We start from the raw sequence: 19,558 nt of genomic DNA on the forward strand, positions 1-19,558 counted from the left end.
GGAAGGACGACGAAGGGCGGAAACGGGTTCGGAGGGCAAAACCCCGGCCAGGGTTGCCACTCCGCCCCCCTTGGTCCGGCGGGGGAGTCCGCCGGGCCGTTGGCCGCCCCATTGGGTGGGACAGCCGGTCATCGGGAAGGGCCCAAGGCTCCCTCACCCCCCGCGTAACCGCCGGTCTGACGCCGGCCTGTCGCGGGGGACCCCTTCCCCGCCGGGCGGCTAGTGGGGCCCGCCCGAGATCTGGGTGATTTCGTCCTTGATCTGCAACTTTTTGCGTTTGAGGTCATGGAGATGAGCATTGTCGGGGACGGGGCGGCGGCCTTCCGCCTCGATCGCGGTTTCCAGAGCCGCGTGCCTGGCCTTCAGCGCTTCAATACGGTCATGGACGCTCATCTAGGGCCCTCCTTTAAGGTGGAGACCGGAAAAGCTTATTCCCCACCCGAGCCCGTTGTCAGCAGGGAAATTGCCCTCTGGGCGCCTCAGGGCTAATCTTCTTCACCAGGGTCGAGGACCCCCTCCCTTCGCGACAGGAACATTCACCGTGACTCCCCCCCCCTCGCGCCTGATCGTCGGCATCAGCGGCGCTTCCGGTTCGGTCTACGGCATTCGTATTCTCCAGATGCTGCGGCGGATCGGCGTCGAATCCCATCTGGTGATGAGCCGCGCCGCCGAGATCACCCTCGGCTACGAGGGTCCGCTGACCCCGGCCGAGCTGCGCGCCCTGGCCGACCATTGCTACCCCATCGACGCGATCGGCGCCGCCCCCGCCTCGGGCTCGTTCCGCACCCTCGGGATGATCGTCGCCCCCTGCTCGATCCGCACCATGAGCGAGATCGCCACCGGGGTGACCGCCTCGCTGCTGACCCGCGCCGCCGACGTCACCCTCAAGGAACGGCGCCGGCTGGTGCTGATGGTGCGCGAAACCCCGCTGCATGCCGGCCATCTGCGCACCATGCTCAACCTGACCGAGATGGGGGCGGTGATCGCTCCGCCGGTGCCCGGCTTCTATGCCCGCCCCACCAGCCTTGACGATCTGGTCGAGCACACCGCCGGGCGGGCGCTCGACCTGTTCGGGCTCGATTGCGGCACCCTGCGCCGCTGGGGCGAGCCGCCCGCCGGCGAGGGCTGACCCCCCGCCCCCTACCTTCGGCGGGATCGTCCTGGCGGAAGGGTCGTGCTTGCCGGCCGCATTCTTATATGATAAAAACCTAATTTAGATGATGCCGCAGGAAATGGCGGCCGCTCACCTGACCGCAACGAGGAGAACGAGATGGAACAGAATGTCGGCGGCATCGACCGCGTGGTGCGCCTGATCGCCGGGGCCGCCCTGATCGGCCTGTCGGTGGCCGGGGTGATCGGCTGGTGGGGCTGGCTCGGGGTGGTTCCGATCCTCGGCGCCCTGGTCGGCTGGTGCCCGGTCTACCGCCTGCTCGGCATCAAGACCAACTGAGCGCCCCGGCGCCCTTCCCGCTCCGGGCCGGGAAGGGCGCCAGGAAACCGCGACGCGATTATGAGAGGCTGTCCATTCCCCGGGACGGGCGGGAATGGTACCGTCCGCCCCCCTGCCCCTACCCCGGCCCGCCCGCCCGATGCCCTGCCCCGCCGCCCCCGTCTCCACCGCCGCCGCCCCGCTGCCGTCGCCGGCGCTGCGCTGGCTGATCTATGTCATCGCCGCGATCGGCTTCGCCTTCGACACCTACGAACTGCTGATGCTGTCGCTGATCGTGCGGCCGGCGCTGCATGATCTGGCCGGGCTGACCCCCGGTTCGGCGGCGTTCTCGCTGTGGCTCAGCCTGCTGTTCTACCTGCCGGCGGTGTGCGGCGGGATCTTCGGCCTGCTCGGCGGCACCCTGATCGACCGGATCGGGCGCAAGCGGGTGCTGACCCTCAGCATCCTGCTCTATGCCCTCGCCTCCTTCGCCAGCGGCTTCTCGACCAGCCTGCCGATGCTGCTGGCGCTGCGCTGTCTGGTGTTCATCGGCTTCTGCGTCGAATTCGTCGCGGCGGTGGCGTGGCTGGCCGAGCTGTTCCCCGAACACCGCAAGCGGGAAAGCGTGCTCGGCATCACCCAGACCTTCTCCTCGCTGGGGGCGCTGATGCTGGCGCTGGTCAGCGGGGTGATCACCGCCTGGGCGGCGGCGCAGCCGGGACCGCTGGCGTTCGGGCTGACCCTGCCGGCGGTGGCGCTGCCGCCGGTGGTGCTGCCCGACATGCTGGGCTGGCTCGGCCCGATCGAGAATCCCCGGGCCGGCTGGCGCTACACCCTGATGTCGGGGGTGATTCCGGCGCTGCCGCTGATCCTGGTGCGGCCGTGGCTGCCGGAATCGCCGCTGTGGCGGGACCGCCACCGCGCCGGCACCCTGCCCCGCCCCAAACTGTCCGCTTTGTTCGCGCCGGATCTGCGCCGCACCACCCTGGTCACCGCGCTGATGGTGACGCTGAGCTTCGTGATTTCCTTCGCCGCCGTGCAGCAGATGCCGCAACTGGTGCCGGGCCTGCCCGATGTCCGCGCCGAGGTGGCCCAGGCCCAGGCCCAGGCCGAGGCGGCCGGCCGCCACGAGCCGCCGCGCCGGATCGCCGCCCCGATCGAGGAGGGCGCCACCGCCGAGGTGATGAAGGGCCAGGGCCTGGGCAGCATTTGCAGCCGGATCGCCTTCGTCGCCCTGACCCTGCTGATCCTCGGCCGCCAGCGCCTGCTGCGGCTGTTGCTGGTGCCGGGGCTGGTGCTGATGCCGGTCAGTTTCGGCTGGCTGATGCTCGACAGCGTGCCGGCCGCCCAGGCCGGGGCGTTCCTGGTCTCGCTGCTGGTGGTGGCCCAGTTCAGCTATTGGGGCAATTACCTGCCCCGGGTGTTTCCGCTGCATCTGCGCGGCACCGGGGAAAGCTTCGCCATCAATGTCGGCGGGCGGATGTGCGGCGCGGCCTTCATCGGGCTCAGTCAGGCGCTCGCCTACTGGCTGCCGGTCGGCGACGACCCGGTGGTGCGGCTGTCCTATGCCATCGGCATCGTCGCCACCCTGGCCTATCTGGCCAATCTGGCGATGTCGTTCCGCCTGCCCGAGCCGGCGGTCGGCCAGGATCTGTCGCGCTGAGGCCCGGGAGGCGGCGCCCCCACCCCGCTCAGGCCAGCGTCGGACGGGCCTGTTCGGCCAGCGCCCGCAACTGGCGGGGATCGACCTTGCCCTGCGGGGTGGTCGGCCAGCTTTCGACCGCCAGGAATCCGGCCGGAATCGAGTCACGATCGACCCGCGCCGCCACCCAATCGTGCAGCCGGGCGGCGGCCGGGGCCTCGGCGCCGGGATGCAGCCGGTAGAACGCCACCGGGAGCTGCCCCTCGACCGGATCGGGCAGCCCGACCAGCCGGGCCTCGGCGATGGCGGGATGGGCGGTCAGCGCCTCGATCACCTGGACCGAGGCGACGTTGACGGCGTTGCGGACGATCATCTCGTTGGCGCGGCCGACGAACCACAGGCAGCCGGTCTCGTCGCGCCGCATCAGGTCCTGGGTGTCGAGCCAGCCGGTGGCGAGGGCGCGGTGGGTGCGCAGGGTGTCGTTCCAGTAGCCGACCATCATCGTCGGGGAGCGCACCTGGGCGCGGCCGATTCCGCCGGGCGGCACCGGCCGCCCGGCCTCGTCAACCAGCCGCACCTCGACCCCGGGCAGCGGCCAGCCGATCGCGCCGTCGCAATCGGGGCTGGAGGGGCGCGGAATGAAGATGGTGCCCACCTCGGTCATGCCGAACAAAGCGAGCAGCTTCCGGCCGGTCACGGCACGGGCGCGGCGGTGCAGATCGAGGCTGGAGCGGTCACCGCCGCAGATGGTGTAGCGCAGGCGGGCATGGTCGAGACGGTCGGCGCCCGGCTCGGCGAGGATCCGGCTGGCATAGGCCGGCATCAGCAGAAAGAAGGTCGGCCGGGCCTGGGCGTAGATCCGCCAGAACACCTCCGGCGCCGGCCGCTCGGCCAGCCACACCGTCCCCCCCACCCGCAGCATCGCCAGCACCTGGGTCACCAGCCCGACCGGCCGGGCGGCGGAGAACACCAGCAGGGCGACGTCGTCCGCCCCCAGCTCCATTTCCCGCACGAACCCCTCGGTGCGCGCCGCCAGCCGGGCCTGGCTGTGGACGACGCCCTTCGGCTCGCCGGTGGTGCCCGAGGTGAACACGATCAGCGCCAGCGGATCGGGCTCGTCCGGCACCGGCACGGCGGAGACCTCGCCGGCGAGCAGATCGGCGAACCGGTGCCGCCCCGGCCCGGGATCGTCCGCGCCGGTGAGGATCTCGACCTCCAGCCCGGCCGCGCCCACCGCCGGCAGCCGCGCCAGCAGCGCGGGCGCCGCCACCAGCCCGCGCGCCCGGGTGGCGGCCAGGAACGCGGCGATCTGCGGCGGGGCATATTCGGAGCTGAGCGCCACCAGCACCAGCCCGGCCCGCCATGCGGCCAGGATGGCCACCACCAGGTCGATCCCGTTGGGCAGCAGCAGCGCCAGCCGGTCGCCCGGCGCCAGCCCGCGCGCCGCCAGCCCGGCGGCCACCGCGCCGACCATCGCGTCAAGCTGGCGATAGGACAGCGTTTCGGTCTCCGTCCGCAGCGCGATCCGATCGGGACCGGCGGCGAAAACGGGCTGCAACATCTGATCGATCCGCACCGGACGGACTCCTGAAAAAAGCGGGCTCCGCCCGCACCCGCCAAGGGCCGCAAGGCCCTTGGATCCCGTTCCTTGTTCTACGCGCAACAAACGCCCGCGCCCAGGTGGAAAGGCGCCGGATCACCCGACCATCGAGGGGATCCAAGGGTCCCCGGCCCTTGGCGGGGGCGGGCGGAGCCCGCTTTTTCCCGTCAGCCGCGCGGCACCAGCCGCTCGGCGGGGAAGCGGACGGTGACGGTGGTGCCCTTGCCCTCGACGCTGTCGATGGTCAGGGTGCCGCCATGCAGTTCGATCAGCGACTTGGAGATCGGCAGGCCGAGACCGACCCCTTCCCGCTCGCGCACGGTGCGCAGCCCGCCCTGTTCGAACGGCATCAGCACCCGGGCCAGATCGGCCGCCTTGATGCCGATGCCGGTATCGGCCACCGCGATCACCAGCCCGGTGCCGGGCTCGACCCGGGCGGCCACCGTCACCGTCCCCCCCGGCTGGGTGAATTTGAGGGCGTTGCCGATCAGGTTGAACAGCACCCGCTGCACCGCGGTCAGGTCGCCATGCAGCCAGGGCAGATCGGGGGCCAGCTCGCCCGCCAGCCGGATGTCGCGCCGTTCCGCCTGGGGCGACATCAGGCGCAGGGTGGCGGTGATCACCTCGCCGATCCGCACCGTGCCCTCGTGCAGGATGGTGCGGCCGGCCTCGATCACCGACATGTCGAGCACTTGGCTGATCAGCGACAGCAGATGCTGGCCGCTGTCGACGATGATGTTGGCATATTCGCGATAGCGTTCGTCGCCGAGCCGCCCCCACATCTCGTCGGCCATCAACTGGGCGAAGCCGAGCACCGCGTTGAGCGGGGTGCGCAGTTCGTGGCTCATGTTGGCGAGGAATTCGGACTTGGCGTTGTTGGCCGCCTCGGCCGCCTCCTTGGCCTCGCGCAGGGCGTCCTGGGTGACCCGCAGCGAGGCGATGGTCGCCTCCAGCTCGCGCTGGGTGGTGCGCAGCTCGGTCTCGTCGATGAAGCTCATGATCGAGCCGGCGGTCTGCTCGCGCAGGTCGCGATAGGGATAGACCCCCATCCGGTAGACCTTGCCGTCGACCTCGATGATCTCCTCGTGCGAGGCGTTGCTGGCGATCACCGTCACCAGCAGCGCCTTGAGGTCGCGGACGTGGAACTGGCTGGGCACGGCGGTGATCAACTGGCCGGCATCGGACGGCAGCAGCCCGAACATCCGCGCCGCCTGGGGAGTGAAGCGGGTGATGCGCAGCGCCCGATCAACCACCAGCAGCGGGAAGCCGATATTGTCCTGGATGTTTTGCAGGTCGGCGTTGGCCCCGGCCAGTTCGGCGGTGCGGACCTGGAGTTCCTGATTGACGGTGGTCAGTTCCTCGTTGGTCGATTGCAGTTCCTCGTTCGAGGTTTCCAGCTCCTCGTTGGAGGATTGCAGTTCCTCGTTGGCGGCCTGGAGTTCCTCGTTGAGGGCCTGGAGTTCCTCGTTCGAGGTCTCCAGTTCCTCGACCACGGTCTGGAGATGCTCGCGGGTGGCGGTCAGTTCCTGTTCCAGCTCGATCAGCCGGGCCTCGTTGGTCGAGGGCGGCAGCGATTCGCCCTCCCCCTCCACCGGCAGGTCGAGCTTCTCGCAACTGACCAGGAACAGCGGCTCGCGCCCGGCCTCGACCCCCAGCGCGCGCACCACCAGCCGGCAGCAGGCCTCGCCGTCGCGCAGCTTGAGCTGCCGCTTGGGCCCCATCGCCGCCGCGCCCTTCTCGCGGGCATGGTGGATCAGGGCGCGCAGGTCGATGCGGAAATCCTCGGCGATCAGCTTGCCGAGATTCTGGTTGGGCCGGCCCTGGGGGAAACGGACGAAGGTATCGACGTCGCCGTGATAGAACAGGATGTCGAGATTCTCGTTGACCGCGACGCTGGGCGGCATGCAGGTGGCGACGAAGCCGTCGCGGACGATCGTCTCGATCGAGCCGGCCCCGGCGGCGCGCTCGGCCTCGCCATTTTCCGGCGCCTTGAGGCGGAAGGCGCCGAACACCGGGTTGGTCGAACGCGGCGCCACCATCCGTTTCTGGAAGATCTTGGCGGTCGGCTTGACGGCGCGGAACAGATCGGCGCAATGGCCGACCGATTCCGACTTGCCGAGGAACAGATAGCCCTGGGACCCCAGGGCATAATGGAACATCTGAAAGATGCGGTCCTGAAGGTCGGCGTTGAAATAGATCAGCACGTTGCGGCAACTGATCAGATCGACCTTGACGAAGGGCGGATCCTTGATCAGGTCCTGGCGGGCGAACACCACCATCTCGCGGATCGGCTTCTTGACCTGATAGCTCTGCCCCATCGCGTCGAAATGACGCGCCAGCGTGGTCTTGTCGAGGCTTTCGACCGTGGTGGCGGAATAGGCCCCCTTGCGGGCGTGGCGCATCGCGTCGAGGTCGATGTCGGTGGCGAACACCTGGATCTTGTACTGATTGAGGGTCTCGCCCAGCAGATCCGACAGCAGCATGGCGAAGGAATAGGCCTCCTCGCCGGTGGCGCAGGCCGGAATCCAGATGCGGATCGCGTCGCCCGGCTTCTTGGCCGCCACCAGCTCGCCCAGGGTGGCGCGGATGTCCTCGAACGCCTTGGTGTCGCGGAAGAACGAGGTGACCGAGATCAGGATGTCCTTGCACAGCAGGTCGAGTTCGCCCGGATGGTGGCGGACGAATTCGAGATAGGCATCGAGCGTTTCGATCCGGTTGGCGGCCATCCGCCGTTCCAGCCGGCGGCGGACGGTGTTGGCCTTGTATTGGGTGAAATCGACCTCGGTGCGCTTGCGCACCAGCAGGAAGATCTCGTTGATGGTGTCGCGGGTTTCGGTCTGTTCCGATTTCTGCGCCACCACCGGGCGGGGAAAGCGCGAGATCGAGGCCAGTTCCGGCCCGATCGCGTCGGGCGGCATCACCAGATCGACGCAGCCGGAATCGATCGCCGCCTTGGGCATGCCGTCATATTTGGCGGTTTCCGGATCCTGGGCCACGGTCAGCCCGGCGCAGGCCTTGATCGCCCGCATGCCGTGGGCGCCGTCGCTGCCGGTGCCGGACAGGATCACCCCGATCGCCTGCTGGCCGAGATCCTCGGCCAGCGAGGAGAAGAACACGTCGACCGACGGCTTGGGCCCGAGCGGAGCCGAGGGCTCGCGCAGCCACAGGGTGGCGTTCTTGACCCGGACGTCCTTGTTGGGCGGGGTGATGTAGATGGTGTTGGGCGCCAGCACCAGCCCGTCCTTGATCTCCTCGACCGGCAGCTTGGTTTCGCGGCCGAGCAGCTGCACCATCATGCTGCGATATTGCGGCGACAGGTGCTGGACGATGACATAGGCCATGGTGGAGGATTGCGGCAGGTTGGCGACGAACGGCCGCAGCGCCTCGAGCCCGCCGGCCGAGGCGCCGATCCCGACCACGAACAGCTCGCCGCGCCGCCCGCGCACCCGGCGCCCCCCCGCCGCCGGAGAGGAGGAGGAAACGGCCGGGCCGCGTGGAAGCTTGGGCGCCGCAACTTCCTCTCTCGGCCGTTTGATCATGAGTCCCCCTTGTCTGGAACCTAAACGGGAAGTTTCCTTTTCCCGCCCGGATTGGCCGTTTTTGACCCCCGGCCACACTCTACCGGAGCATTTCAGATCGCACCGGTTTTGTCTTCCCTGCCCGATGCGCCTATGTCATACAGTATATACGGATACGATGTCCCGCACGCTACGATCAGGCTAAGTTATAGTGATGACCCGGAACGATCGGTCACGAAAGACCAGGGCTGAGCTTGAACTGGAGCTGGCGGCGGTTGAAGCCGAGCTGCGCATCCTGCGCGACGATCGCCCCAATGCCGGGACCTTCCAGCAGCAGATGGCCGAGGCGCTGCACAGCCTTCAGGTCCATCAGGAAGAGCTGAAATCCCAGAACGAACAGCTCCGCCAGACACAGATCAACCTGGAACTGACCAGCCAGAAATATCACGATCTGTTCGAAAATTCACCGGCGGGCTATTTCATCATCGATTCCAGCTTTTCGATCCTGGAAATCAACGCCACCGGGATGGAAATGCTGGGGCGGGCCAAGAACCGCCTGGTCGGCAAGCCGTTTCTGCTGTTCGTCGAACGCGCCAGCCGGCGGGCGCTCGATGATCACTTTCTTCAGGTGCGCGGTGGCCCGGCCCGCTGTGAATTGTGGCTGCAACCGGACCAGCGCCCCCCTTTTCCGGTGATCCTGCAAAGCCTGCCGCTCGGCCAGTCCTGGGGCGACAATTGGTGCTGCCTGACCACCGCGTTCGACATCAGCGACCGCAAGGCGGCCGAAACCGCCCTGCGCGGGTCGGAGGCCCGCTTCCGCGCCATCTTCGAACAGAACCCGGTCGCGGTGCAACTGGTCGAGGCCGAGGGCGGCGGACGGATGTCGAACCGGGCCTGGACCCGGCTGTGGGGCCAGCCCGGCCCCGACGGCGCCGCCCCGCCCGACGCCGGGATGGAGCCGCACCTCGCCGCCGCCTTCGCCGGCGAACAGATCGATCTGCCGGCGCTGTACGTCGCGCCCAACGGCCGCGAGCTGCCCGAACGCTGGATCCACGCCCATGTCTACCCGGTGCTGGGGGCCGATGGCGGGATCGGCGAGGTGGTGGTGGCGCATGAGGACATCACCGAGCGCACCCGGATCGCCCGGGCGCTGGAGGAGCGGACCCAGCGCCTGCAACGCCAGTACGACAATCTGCGGGCGCTGAGCGAGATCGCCGCCCTGCCCAGCGGATTCGGCGCCGCCCAGCAGCTGGCCGCCGCGCTCGATCTCGGCCGCCGCCATCTCGGCCTCGACATCGGCCTGATCGTCCGCATCGACGACCGGCAGGCGATCATCGAACATCACGGCGCCCCGCCCGAACGGGGCATCGTCAACGGCAGCCCGCTCGACCTCGCCGACACCTTCTGCGCGGTGGTGATCGAGACCGACGACGTGCTGGCCCTGCCCGACGTCGCCGCCTCGGCCTATGCCGACCACCCCGCCTATCGCCGCCTCGGCATCGCCAGCTATCTCGGCGCGCCGATCCGGCTGCGCGGCCAGGTCTACGGCACCGTCGCCTTCCATGCCGCCCACCCCACCCCGCGCGGCTTCGACGAGGGCGACATCGAATTCATGCGCCTGCTGGCCCGGCTGGTCGGCGCGGTGCTGGAGCAGGAGGAGAACCGGCGCGATCTGGCCCGCTCCAACGCCGAGCTGGAACAGTTCGCCTACGTCGCCAGCCACGACCTGCGCCAGCCGCTGCGGCAGGTGTCGAGCTACGTCTCGCTGCTGGCCCGCCGCTATGGCGACCGCCTCGACGACACCGCCCGCGAATTCATCAATTTCGCCCATGACGGCGCGGTGCGGATGGACCGGCTGATCATCGACCTGCTGGAATATTCCCGCATCGGCCGCAACCAGAAGCCGATCGAGCCGGTCGATCTCGGCGAGGTGGCGGCCGACGCCGCCGCCAATTTCCGCGCCGCCCTGGCCGAGACCGGCGGACGGATCGAGATCGCCCCCGGCCTGCCGACGGTGCGCGGCGACGCCACCGACCTCGGCCGGCTGTTCCAGAACCTGATCGGCAACGCCATCAAGTACCGCAGCCCCGACCGGCCGCCGCTGATCCGGATCGGGGTGGTCACCCTGCCGGCCGAGCATCACCTGTCGGTCGCCGACAACGGCATCGGCATCGATCCCGAATATCACGAGACGATCTTCCGCATCTTCCAGCGGCTGCACACCCCGGACAAATACGAGGGAACCGGGATCGGCCTCGCCATCTGCAAGAAGGTGGTGGAGCAGATGCAGGGGCGGATCTGGGTCGAATCGATGCCCGACCAGGGCACCACCTTCCATATCGGCCTGCCCAACCGGCCCTGAGGCCGGACCGGCCCCCCGGGATCAGCCCGCCAGCAGGTCGAGCGCGGTCAGGGCGGCCTGGAGGCGGACCGCGTCGCGGTCGCCGTCGAACCGGGCGACATGGTCGCGGGTCGCCCCGTCGCGCCGGGCCAGGGCGAAATGGACCAGCCCGACCGGCTTGGCGCTGCCATCGGCGGTCGGGCCGGCGATGCCGGTGATCGCCACGGCGCGATCGACCGGGGCGTGCCGCAGCGCGCCCTCGGCCATCGCGCGGGCGACCTCGGCACTGACCGCGCCATGGGCGGCGATCAGCGCGGGCGGCACCCCCAGCATCTCGCTCTTGGCGGCGTTGGAATAGGTGACGAAACCGCGTTCGACCACGGCGGAGGAGCCCGGCACCGCGGTCAGCGCCGCCGCGACCAGCCCGCCGGTGCAGGATTCGGCGGTCGCCACCATCTCGCCGCGCGCCGCCAGCAGGGCGAGCACGCGGGCGGCGGCGACCCGCAGCGCCGGGTCGATCATCCCAGCCCCAGCAGCGGGGCGACGAAACGCTGGAACAGGATCATGCCGATCAGGCCGGCGATGCCGGCGGCGACATCGTCGATCATCACGCCGAGGCCGCTGTCATATTTGCGTTCGAGCCAGCCGATCGGCCCCGGCTTCCAGATGTCGAACAGCCGGAACAGCACGAAACCGACGGCGTAGGACACCGGATTGAGCGGGGCCGCGACCAGCACCAGCCACTGGCCGACCACCTCGTCGACCACCACCTCGGCCGGGTCCTTGACCCCGCTGCGGCCGACATAATCGCGGGCGACGAACCAGCCGACCAGGAACAGGCCGGCGGCGAACTGGGCCAGCAGCGCCTGACCGCCCCAGGACACCAGCCCCCAGGCCAGCGGCAGCGCCAGCAGCGAGCCCCAGGTCCCCGGCGCCTTGGGCAGCAGCCCGACGCCGAAGCCGGTGGCGATCAGGGTAAACGGATGAAAGGCCTTGATGCCTTCGCGACGATAAGCCAAGCGAATCTCCCCCCAAAAGCGAACGCCCGACCGCCCCCGGCCCCGCGCCCGCCGCGACGGCGGCGGCACGCCGGCCGAGGGGGCCGGTCAGATCACCAGACGGTCCGGCCTCAGCCGACCGAGCGGACCACCGGAGCCACCGGCGGAATGTCCCAGCCCGACTGCAACGCGATCCGCACCGCCTGGGCGCGGTTGGCGGCACCGATCTTACGGTAGACGTTGCGCAGGTGAACCTTGATGGTGATTTCCTGAAGACTGAGGATCTGGGCGATTTCCTTGTTGGTGCGCCCCTCGATCAGTTGCGCCAGGATCTCGCCCTCGCGCCGCGACAGGCGGTCGAACGGCGGCGGCGCCCCGACCGGATGGCTGCCGGCGCCGGCCGAATCGGACGGCTCGAAGAAACTGCTGGACGGCAGGTAGGTCTCGCCCGACAGCACCAGACGCAGGGCGTTGACCATCGCGCTGCCGCCGACGGTCTTGGGGATGAAGCCGGCGGCGCCGGCCTGAACCGCCGCCTGGACATGATCGCGCGAGGAATAGCCCGAGACGATCACCACCGGCCGATCGGGCAACAGCGACTTGATGCGGCTGAGTCCCTCGAGGCCATCCATCCCCGGCATCATCAGGTCGAGCAGAACCAGGTCCGGACAGGGGGCCGCGCCCTCAATGGCGGCGATGGCCTCGTCCAGCGAGGATGCATCGACGATCTCGGCCTGGGCATCGAGTTCGCGCAGAAACGGACGGAGCCCGTCCCGCACCAACTTGTGATCGTCGGCCACGAGAATCCGCAAATCATGTGCTCCCTTAATGGGGGATCAGCCAACCTGCCCCCGTCGAAAGTATAAACCCGTCGCCGCGCTGGCGACAACCCGGACATCGAACGGCTATTCCTCCGCCCCGGGCTCGCCCGGCGGTGGCAGCAGGAAGGTGGCGACCGCCTCGCGCAGCGCGGCCGGCGGCACCGGCCAGGACCACAGCAGGCAGCGTTCGTCGGCCAGGGTGGCCAGCGCCGGCGGCGGCACCGCGCCCGGCGCCAGCAGCAGCACGATCGGCAGCAGCGGATCGAAATCGCGCAGACGCGCCACCAGCGCCGCCGCCTCGGCCTCGGCCCCGGGCGCCGCGTCGAGCAGCACCACGTCGGCCGGATCGGCGGCGAAGCGGGCCCAGCCCTCGGCCGGCGCGGCACAGCCGACCCGGGCGCCCCAGCCGGCGAGATCGCCGGCCAGCCGCCCGGCCAGATCCCCCACCAGCAGCAGCGTCGCCCCGGCGCAGCCCGCGGCGGGGTCGACCGCCGCCAAAGGCAGCCGGACCGTCACCCGGCCCCCGTCGGCCGCCGTTTGACCGCACAGCGCCCCGCCCAGCGCCTGCGCCACCGTCGCCGCGGCGGCCCGGGTGGCGTGTCCCTCGGCCGCGCCGCCCGCGGGGCGGTCGTCCTGCATCTCCAGCCAGAGCTGGGTGTCGTCGCGCCGGGCCCGCAGGCGCAGATGGGCGCGCCCCGAGCGGCGCCGACCCAGGACGTGGTCGGCGTCGAGCAGCAGCGCCAGCACCATCTGCTCGAACTCGCTGCGCCGGCCGACCACCAGGGCGGGGCGGTCGCCCTCGTCGAGACCGGACAGGTCGAGGTCGATCCCATGCCCGAGCAGATGGCCGCGCAGCAGCAGCGCGGTCTCGCGCGCCGCCGCCACCGCGTCGAACGGGGCCGGCGCGGCCTCCTCGTAGCGGCAGATCCGGCCCAGGGTGGCGATCAGGGCGGCGGCCAGGGTGCATTGCCCGGCGATCTGCTCGAATTGCTGGCGGGCGGCGGCGGGCTCGCAGGCGCCACGGTCGGCCAGCAGCACCGCCGCCTCGGCACCCAGCCGGATCACGTTGAGCGGCTGGACCAGATCATGGACCAGCGCGGCGACGGTCTCGCCGATGATCGCCAGCCGGGCGGTGTGCAGGGTCTGGCGCCGCGCCGCCGCCGCCGCGTCCGGATCGCGCAGCAGCACCGCCCAGCCCGCCCCGCCGGACAACGGCAGCGGCTGGGCCTCGATCTCCGCCGCGAAACTTTCCCCGCTCTCCCGGCGCAACCGCGCCCGGCGCGGGATCCCCCCCGCGCCGTCCGTCCCGCCATCGGCCAGCAGCCCGTCCCAGGCCCGCCCCGCCAGCGCCGCCGGCGAGTCCGCCGCCAACAGCCCGGCGGCGGCGGCATTGGCCCACGCCACCCGGCCGTCGCGCAGCAGCAGCAGCGGCGCCTCGATCCGTTCCGCCAGCCAGACGGCCGCCGCGCCGGCCGGTTCGTCAGAGCTCTGCCCGCCGGGGCCGGCCATGTCGTTCACCTGTTCCGCTCTCCCCCGCCTGCCGCGCCTCAACCGGCGAGGATAGGGCCAGCCCCGACCCGGCACCACGATTTTTCCGGCCGGCGCGGCGGCAGGGGGCTTGAGCCGGGGGCGGCGACGTGATTTCCTCGCCCCCAGCGCGGCCGTGATCCCCGCCGCGCCCCGCGCCGCGACGCGCTCCCCGGCAGCCCGGCTGCCGACCGCCAACGAGGTTGATCCGATGATGCGATGGAGTCTGGCCCTGGCCCTGCTCGGCCTGCTCGCCGGCGGCGCCCAGGCCGCCGAGCCCGCCCTCGACCTGCTCGACACCCCTGTTCCCTACAGCGCCGATTTCACCCTCAACGGCCCGCGCGGCAGCTACAGCGGCCATGTCTGGCATGCCCAGGGCAGCGAGCGGCGCGAGGTCGCCACCCAGGGCGGCGGCCAGGGGATCCTGATCCAGCGCGACACCGGCACCGCCTATTTCCTCGGCATCGGCGGCCGCTGGTACGTCACCCTGTCGCTCGACGCCGCCAGCGGTCTGGTCGGCGGACTGAATTCCTGGCAGGTCGAACGCCAGCGGATCGGCGAGGAAACCCTGGGCGGCCAGCGCGTCACCCGCTGGACCGCCACCGCCAGCGGCCCCAAGGGCGGCTTCCAGGGCGAGATCTGGACCACCCGCGACGACATCGTCGTCCGCGCCGTCGGCACGGTCAGCGGCGGGGCCGGCGGTACCCCCGGCCCGGTCGAGATGACCCTGTCCCACCTCCAGGTCGGCAGCGTCGATCAGCGGATGCTGGAGGTGCCGGAAGGCTGGTTCGGCATCGACCTGCGCCAGATGCCGGCCGAGCGGGTGGTGCAGGCGATCGAGGGGATGAAGCCGATGCTCAACCGGCGCGCCAAAAGCGAATAACCCCCGCCGCGCCACCACGGCCGGGATTGCCAGCCCCGGCAAAAACCGGCACCCTGACGCGGCGCCGCCGGAATCCCGACCGGCGCCGCGTATGATCACTTTCCTCCTCGCGAGCGGGTCGAGATGACGTCCTTCCAGCCAAACGCCGATTCCCTGTTCGCCGAGGGCCTCGCCCTGCAGAAGCGGGGGCGGATCGCCGACGCGGTCGAACGCTACCGCCAGGCGCTGGCGCTCGACCCCGACCATTTCAACGCGCTGCATCTGCTCGGGGTGTGCAACACCCAGACCGGGCAGCTGGACGAGGCCGAGACCCTGCTGCGCCGCGCCGCCGCCCTGCTGCCCGACAACGCGCCGGTCCACAACAACCTCGCCGTCACCCTGCGCCATGCCGGCAAGCTCGACGCGGCCCGGGTCGCCTGCGATCAGGCGATCGCCCTCAAGCCCGATTATGCCGAGGCGCACGGCAACCGCGCCAACATCCTGCGCGAACAGAAACAGTTCGCGGCGGCGCTGGCCGATTACGACCGCTGCATCGCCCTGCGGCCGGGCTCGGCCGAGGCGCAGGTCAACCGCGCCCTGGTGCTGCGCGACCTCGACCGCCCGGCCGACGCGCTGGCCAGCCTCGACCGCGCCCTCGCCCTCAAGCCGGATTGTTTCGAGGCCTATCAGGAACGGGCCGAGATCCTGGCCCGCCAGGGACGGCTGGAGCCGGCGCTGGCGGCCTGCGAGGGGGCGCTGACGCTGCGCCCGACCCATGTCCCCACCCTGATGCAGCGCGCCGGGCTGCTGACCCGGCTCGCCCGCCGCGAGGCGGCGCTCGAGGCCTATGACGCGGTGCTGGCGGTCGATCCGAAACAGGCCCAGGCCCATTACATCCGCGCCGCCCTGCTGACCGAGGCCAACCGGCTGGAGGAGGCGCTGGCCGATTATGACCGGGCGGTGGCGCTGCGGCCCGATTATGTCGAGGCGGTGATCAATCGCGGCACGGTGCTGATGCGGCTCGGCCGCCACGAGGACGCGCTGGCCAATTACGACGCCCTGCTCGCCCTGCGCCCCGATTGCGCCGAGGCCCACAACAATCGCGGCATCGTGCTGAAGGAACTGGGCCGGTTCGAAGAGGCCGCCGCCAGCTACGACCTCGCCGCCGGATTGCGGCCGGCCTACCCCGAGGCGCTGCTCAACCGCGGCAATCTCTACAAGCAGCGCGGCGCCTTCGACGCGGCGCTGGCCGCCTATGCCGACGCGATCGCCGCCCGCCCCGACTATGCCGAGGCCTACAACAATCGCGGCCTGACCCTGCGCGAGATGGGCCGGCTCGACGAGGCGGTGGCCAGCTACGACGTCGCCATCAACCTCGACCCGAACTACCCGGAGGCCCACTACAACCGGGGCATCGCCCTCAGCGCCGCGATGCGGGTCGATGAGGCGATCACCTGTTACGATCAGGTGCTGACGCTCAACCCCGACCACGCCAAGTCGCGCTGGAACCGGGGCCTCTCCCATCTGCTGCGCGGCAATTACCGCCAGGGCTGGGCCGATTACGAGGCGCGCTGGGACAATACCGAGCTGAAGGCCACCCTGCCCCCCTACCGCCAGCCGCGCTGGGACGGCATCGAGCCGCTGGACGGCCGCACCATCCTGCTCCATACCGAACAGGGCTTCGGCGACACCATCCAGTTCTGCCGCTACGCCGCGCTGCTGGCGGCGCAGGGGGCGCGGGTGCTGCTGGCGCTCGAACCGCCGCTGACCCGGCTGCTCGGCCGGGTCGAGGGGGTGGCCGGGGTGGCGATGCGGGGCGAAGTGTTCATGCTGCCGCCGTTCGATTTCTTCTGCCCGCTGCTCAGCCTGCCGCGCCTGTTCGACACCCAGATCGACACCATTCCGGCCCCCCAACGCTACCTCGCGGCCGAGGCCCAGGCGATCGCGGGCTGGGAACAGCGCCTCGGCCCGCGCCGCGCCCTTCGCGTCGGACTGGCCTGGAGCGGCAATGCCCAGCACCGCAACGACGTCAACCGCTCGATCCCGCTGGCCCAGTTGACCCCGCTGGCCCTGCCGGGGGTCGAGCTGATCTCGCTGCAAAAGGAAATCCGCTTCAGCGACGCGATGATGCTGCCGGCGCTGCCCGGCCTGCGCGACGTCCGCGACGGGATGAAGGATTTCGACGACACCGCCGCCCTGGTCGAAACGCTCGATCTGGTGATCAGCGCCGATACCGCCGTCGCCCACCTCGCCGCCGCCCTCGGCAAGCCAACCTGGATCCTGCTGCCCTTCGCCTGCGACTGGCGCTGGCTGATCGACCGCACCGATTCGCCCTGGTACCCCACCGTCACCCTGTTCCGCCAGGGCCAGGAACAAAGCTGGGGCCCGGTGGTCGATCGCGTCGTCGCCGCCCTCGCCGCCAAGGTGGCGGGGTAAGCCCAAAAAGGAAAAGGTGGGCGCTGCCCACACCCGCCAAGGGCCGCAAGGCCCTTGGATCCCGTCAATTGTCGGGAAATTGCGAACAAGGGGGAGGTCCGGAGGCGCCAGCCTCCGGGCGGGGTCGGGGCGGCAGCCCCGTTCAGCGCCGCCGCCCCTCCGTCGCGGGGGGCTTCCAGCGGCGCAGCCACAGGGCATTGGACACCACCGACAGCGACGAGAACGCCATCGCGGCGGCGGCAATCATCGGCGACAGCAGGCCGGCTGCCGCCGCCGGCAGGGCCAGCAGGTTATAGACGAAGGCCCAGGCGAGGTTCTGGCGGACGCGGGCGGCGGTGGCGCGGGACAGGGCCAGGGCGTCGGCGACCAAGGCGAGGTCGGGCCGCATCAGGGTCAGGCCGGCGGCGCGCATCGCCGCATCGCTGCCGCCACCGAGGGCAATGCCGATATCGGCGGCGGCGAGGGCCGGGGCGTCGTTGACGCCGTCGCCGACCATCGCCACCACCCCGGCTTCCTGGCGCAGGCGGGCCAGGGCGGCGCTTTTGTCGCCGGGCAGCAGGGCGGCCTCGACCCGGGTGACGCCGACCTGGGCGGCCACCGCGGCGGCGGCGCGGGGGGAATCGCCGGTCAGCATCGCGGTGGCGATCCCCAGCCTTTGCAGGGTGGCCAGCGCCGCCGCCGCGCCGGGACGGGGCGGATCGGCCAGGGCGATCAGGCCGAGCGGCGCGCCGTCGCGGGCCACCGCCATCAGGGCGCGGCCCTGGGCCTCCTCGGCATCGGCGAGCGGATCGAGCGGGCCGAGCGGCAGGCCGCGTTCGGCGAACAGGCGGCGGCTGCCGATCAGCAGGGCGGCGCCGCCGACGCGGGCTTCGAGGCCCAGGCCGGGGATGGCGCGGAAATCCTCGACCGGGTCGAGGGGGAGGCCCCGGGCCTCGGCGGCGGCGACCAAAGCGCGGCCGAGCGGGTGTTCGCTGCCACGCTGGGCCGAGGCGGCGAGGCGCAGCAGCTCGGTTTCGTCCAGGGGGGGCAGCGGGTGGAGCGCGGCCAAAGCCGGGCGGCCCTCGGTCAGGGTGCCGGTCTTGTCGAACGCCACCAGGGTGACGCGATGGGCCAGTTCGAGCGCGGCGGCGTCGCGGATCAGGATGCCGTGGCGGGCGGCAACGCCGGTGCCGACCATGATCGCGGCCGGGGTGGCGAGGCCGAGGGCGCAGGGGCAGGCCACCACCAGCACCGACACGGCGGCAACGAAGCCGTCGGCCGGGGCGTCCAGGGCCAACCACCACACGAGGAAGGTCGCCACGGCCAGCGTCACCACCGCCGGGACGAACCACGCCGCCACCCGGTCCACCGTGGCCTGGATCGGCGCCTTGCTGGCCTCGGCGGCGCGGACCTGACGGATGATGCGGCCGAGGGTCGATTCAGCGCCGACGCCTTTGGTCTCGACCCGCAGCAGGCCCTCGCCGTTGATCGCGCCGGCCACCACCGCCTCGCCCGGGCCGCGCGGCACCGGCAGGCTTTCGCCGGTGATCAGGGATTCATCGAGGCTGCTGGCCCCGGCCAGGATCAGGCCATCGACCGGGACCCGCTCGCCGGGGCGGATCACCACCCTCTCGCCGAGGCCGACCAGGGCGAGCGGGACGTCGATCTCGATGCCGTCGCGCTCGACCCGGGCGGTGGGCGGGGCCAGCCGCATCAACGCGCGGATCGCTCCGGCGGCGGCGTGGCGGGCGCGGCCCTCCAGCACCTTGCCGAGCAGGACCAGGGTGACCACCACCGCCGCGCCCTCGAAATAGAGCGGGCCGTCGCTGCCGGCGATGACCCGGGCGGCCGACAGGCCGAACGCGGCCGAGCTGCCCAGCACCACCAGCAGGTCCATGTTGCCGGCACCGTTGCGCAAGGCCGCCCAGGCTCCGGCGTAGAAGCGCGCCCCCGGCCCGGCCAGCACCAGCCCGGCCAGCGCCATCTGCACCCAGGGCGACAGGCTGAGGTGGACGTGGGGGGCGGCGACCATCACCACCATCTCGGCCACCAGCGGCAGGGTCAGCAGCGCGGCGAAGGCCAGCAGCAGCCATTCGTGCCGGCCGCGTTGGGCGCGGGCGGCCTCGGCGCGGTCGAGGTCTTCGTCCTCGCCCCGGCGGGCGGGATCGGGGGCGAAGCCGGCGCGGCGGATCGCCGCCTCGATCTCGGCGAGGCCGACCCGGGTTGGGTCGTAGCGCAGGTCGGCGCGCTCGGCCGGCAGGCTGACCAGGGCGCGTTCGACCCCGTCGAGCCGGCTCAGCACCCGTTCCAGCCGGGCCGAGCAGGCGGCGCAGGTCATGCCGATGATGCCGAGGGAGAGATCGGACATGGGGGGCCTCCGCGACGGGCGGCCGGGGGGGAGTTGC

General features: G+C 71.1%; 14 protein-coding genes. 6 read left to right on the forward strand and 8 right to left on the reverse strand.

Features of this window, described 5'->3' with window-relative positions:
* Positions 1–219 precede the first annotated feature (219 nt).
* Complete coding sequence (locus ACFSNB_RS06345; protein ID WP_377315194.1) at positions 220–393, reverse strand: YdcH family protein; 174 nt, start codon at positions 391–393, stop codon at positions 220–222.
* Between the two features lie 148 nt (positions 394–541).
* On the opposite strand from ACFSNB_RS06345, the gene ACFSNB_RS06350 reads away from it, so the two are divergent.
* The 3 genes from ACFSNB_RS06350 to ACFSNB_RS06360 all read left to right on the forward strand — a co-directional run bounded on the left by ACFSNB_RS06350 (position 542) and on the right by ACFSNB_RS06360 (position 3,092).
* Positions 542–1,129 (forward strand): UbiX family flavin prenyltransferase, encoded by a 588-nt coding sequence (locus ACFSNB_RS06350; RefSeq protein ID WP_377315195.1) that lies wholly within the window; start codon positions 542–544, stop codon positions 1,127–1,129.
* A 141-nt stretch (positions 1,130–1,270) separates the two neighbouring features.
* Positions 1,271–1,450, forward strand: coding sequence for a YgaP family membrane protein (locus ACFSNB_RS06355; RefSeq protein WP_377315196.1), 180 nt, complete (start codon positions 1,271–1,273; stop codon positions 1,448–1,450).
* Between the two features lie 139 nt (positions 1,451–1,589).
* Entirely contained in the window at positions 1,590–3,092 is a 1,503-nt protein-coding gene (locus ACFSNB_RS06360; RefSeq protein WP_377315197.1) for an MFS transporter, read from the forward strand.
* A gap of 28 nt (positions 3,093–3,120) precedes the next feature.
* Here the strand turns inward: ACFSNB_RS06360 and ACFSNB_RS06365 are convergent, their stop codons facing one another.
* Positions 3,121–4,632, reverse strand: coding sequence for a class I adenylate-forming enzyme family protein (locus ACFSNB_RS06365; protein WP_377315198.1), 1,512 nt, complete (start codon positions 4,630–4,632; stop codon positions 3,121–3,123).
* A 206-nt stretch (positions 4,633–4,838) separates the two neighbouring features.
* The gene (locus tag ACFSNB_RS06370; protein ID WP_377315199.1) at positions 4,839–8,117 is read right to left on the reverse strand and encodes a chemotaxis protein CheB; all 3,279 of its coding nucleotides are present in this window, start codon (positions 8,115–8,117) and stop codon (positions 4,839–4,841) included.
* A gap of 286 nt (positions 8,118–8,403) precedes the next feature.
* Here ACFSNB_RS06370 and ACFSNB_RS06375 point away from each other — a divergent pair, with 286 nt between their 5' ends.
* Entirely contained in the window at positions 8,404–10,551 is a 2,148-nt protein-coding gene (locus ACFSNB_RS06375; RefSeq protein WP_377315200.1) for a PAS domain-containing sensor histidine kinase, read from the forward strand.
* 21 nt (positions 10,552–10,572) lie between these two features.
* On the opposite strand, the gene ACFSNB_RS06380 is transcribed toward ACFSNB_RS06375, so the two are convergent.
* The 4 genes from ACFSNB_RS06380 to ACFSNB_RS06395 form a co-directional block, all read right to left on the reverse strand.
* Complete coding sequence (locus ACFSNB_RS06380; RefSeq protein WP_377315201.1) at positions 10,573–11,052, reverse strand: CinA family protein; 480 nt, start codon at positions 11,050–11,052, stop codon at positions 10,573–10,575.
* Positions 11,049–11,549: a phosphatidylglycerophosphatase A family protein gene (locus ACFSNB_RS06385; RefSeq protein ID WP_377315202.1), complete on the reverse strand. Its 501-nt coding sequence runs from the start codon at positions 11,547–11,549 to the stop codon at positions 11,049–11,051. The genes ACFSNB_RS06380 and ACFSNB_RS06385 overlap by 4 nt, the downstream gene beginning before the upstream one ends.
* A 110-nt stretch (positions 11,550–11,659) precedes the next feature.
* Positions 11,660–12,340, reverse strand: a complete 681-nt coding sequence (locus tag ACFSNB_RS06390; RefSeq protein WP_377315203.1) for a response regulator transcription factor — start codon at positions 12,338–12,340, stop codon at positions 11,660–11,662.
* A 93-nt stretch (positions 12,341–12,433) separates the two neighbouring features.
* Entirely contained in the window at positions 12,434–13,867 is a 1,434-nt protein-coding gene (locus ACFSNB_RS06395; RefSeq protein WP_377315204.1) for a sensor histidine kinase, read from the reverse strand.
* A 220-nt stretch (positions 13,868–14,087) separates the two neighbouring features.
* On the opposite strand from ACFSNB_RS06395, the gene ACFSNB_RS06400 reads away from it, so the two are divergent.
* Positions 14,088–14,759, forward strand: a complete 672-nt coding sequence (locus ACFSNB_RS06400) for a hypothetical protein (RefSeq protein ID WP_377315205.1) — start codon at positions 14,088–14,090, stop codon at positions 14,757–14,759.
* 123 nt (positions 14,760–14,882) lie between these two features.
* Positions 14,883–17,174: a tetratricopeptide repeat protein gene (locus tag ACFSNB_RS06405; RefSeq protein WP_377315206.1), complete on the forward strand. Its 2,292-nt coding sequence runs from the start codon at positions 14,883–14,885 to the stop codon at positions 17,172–17,174.
* A 142-nt stretch (positions 17,175–17,316) separates the two neighbouring features.
* Here the strand turns inward: ACFSNB_RS06405 and ACFSNB_RS06410 are convergent, their stop codons facing one another.
* Entirely contained in the window at positions 17,317–19,521 is a 2,205-nt protein-coding gene (locus ACFSNB_RS06410) for a heavy metal translocating P-type ATPase (protein WP_377315207.1), read from the reverse strand.
* Positions 19,522–19,558 lie beyond the last annotated feature (37 nt).

Origin of the sequence: Phaeospirillum tilakii (assembly GCF_042683125.1) — a bacterium.
Classification (GTDB): Bacteria; Pseudomonadota; Alphaproteobacteria; order Rhodospirillales; family Magnetospirillaceae; genus Phaeospirillum; species Phaeospirillum tilakii.

What these genes read in the sequence shown, in the direction of transcription:
- ACFSNB_RS06365 (WP_377315198.1), bottom strand. Translation starts at nt 4,632, where the DNA reads ATGTTGCAGCCCGTTTTCGCCGCCGGTCCCGATCGGATCGCGCTGCGG.
- ACFSNB_RS06355 (WP_377315196.1), top strand. Translation starts at nt 1,271, where the DNA reads ATGGAACAGAATGTCGGCGGCATCGACCGCGTGGTGCGCCTGATCGCC.
- ACFSNB_RS06380 (WP_377315201.1), bottom strand. Translation starts at nt 11,052, where the DNA reads ATGATCGACCCGGCGCTGCGGGTCGCCGCCGCCCGCGTGCTCGCCCTG.
- ACFSNB_RS06345 (WP_377315194.1), bottom strand. Translation starts at nt 393, where the DNA reads ATGAGCGTCCATGACCGTATTGAAGCGCTGAAGGCCAGGCACGCGGCT.
- ACFSNB_RS06410 (WP_377315207.1), bottom strand. Translation starts at nt 19,521, where the DNA reads ATGTCCGATCTCTCCCTCGGCATCATCGGCATGACCTGCGCCGCCTGC.
- ACFSNB_RS06375 (WP_377315200.1), top strand. Translation starts at nt 8,404, where the DNA reads ATGACCCGGAACGATCGGTCACGAAAGACCAGGGCTGAGCTTGAACTG.
- ACFSNB_RS06360 (WP_377315197.1), top strand. Translation starts at nt 1,590, where the DNA reads ATGCCCTGCCCCGCCGCCCCCGTCTCCACCGCCGCCGCCCCGCTGCCG.
- ACFSNB_RS06400 (WP_377315205.1), top strand. Translation starts at nt 14,088, where the DNA reads ATGATGCGATGGAGTCTGGCCCTGGCCCTGCTCGGCCTGCTCGCCGGC.
- ACFSNB_RS06405 (WP_377315206.1), top strand. Translation starts at nt 14,883, where the DNA reads ATGACGTCCTTCCAGCCAAACGCCGATTCCCTGTTCGCCGAGGGCCTC.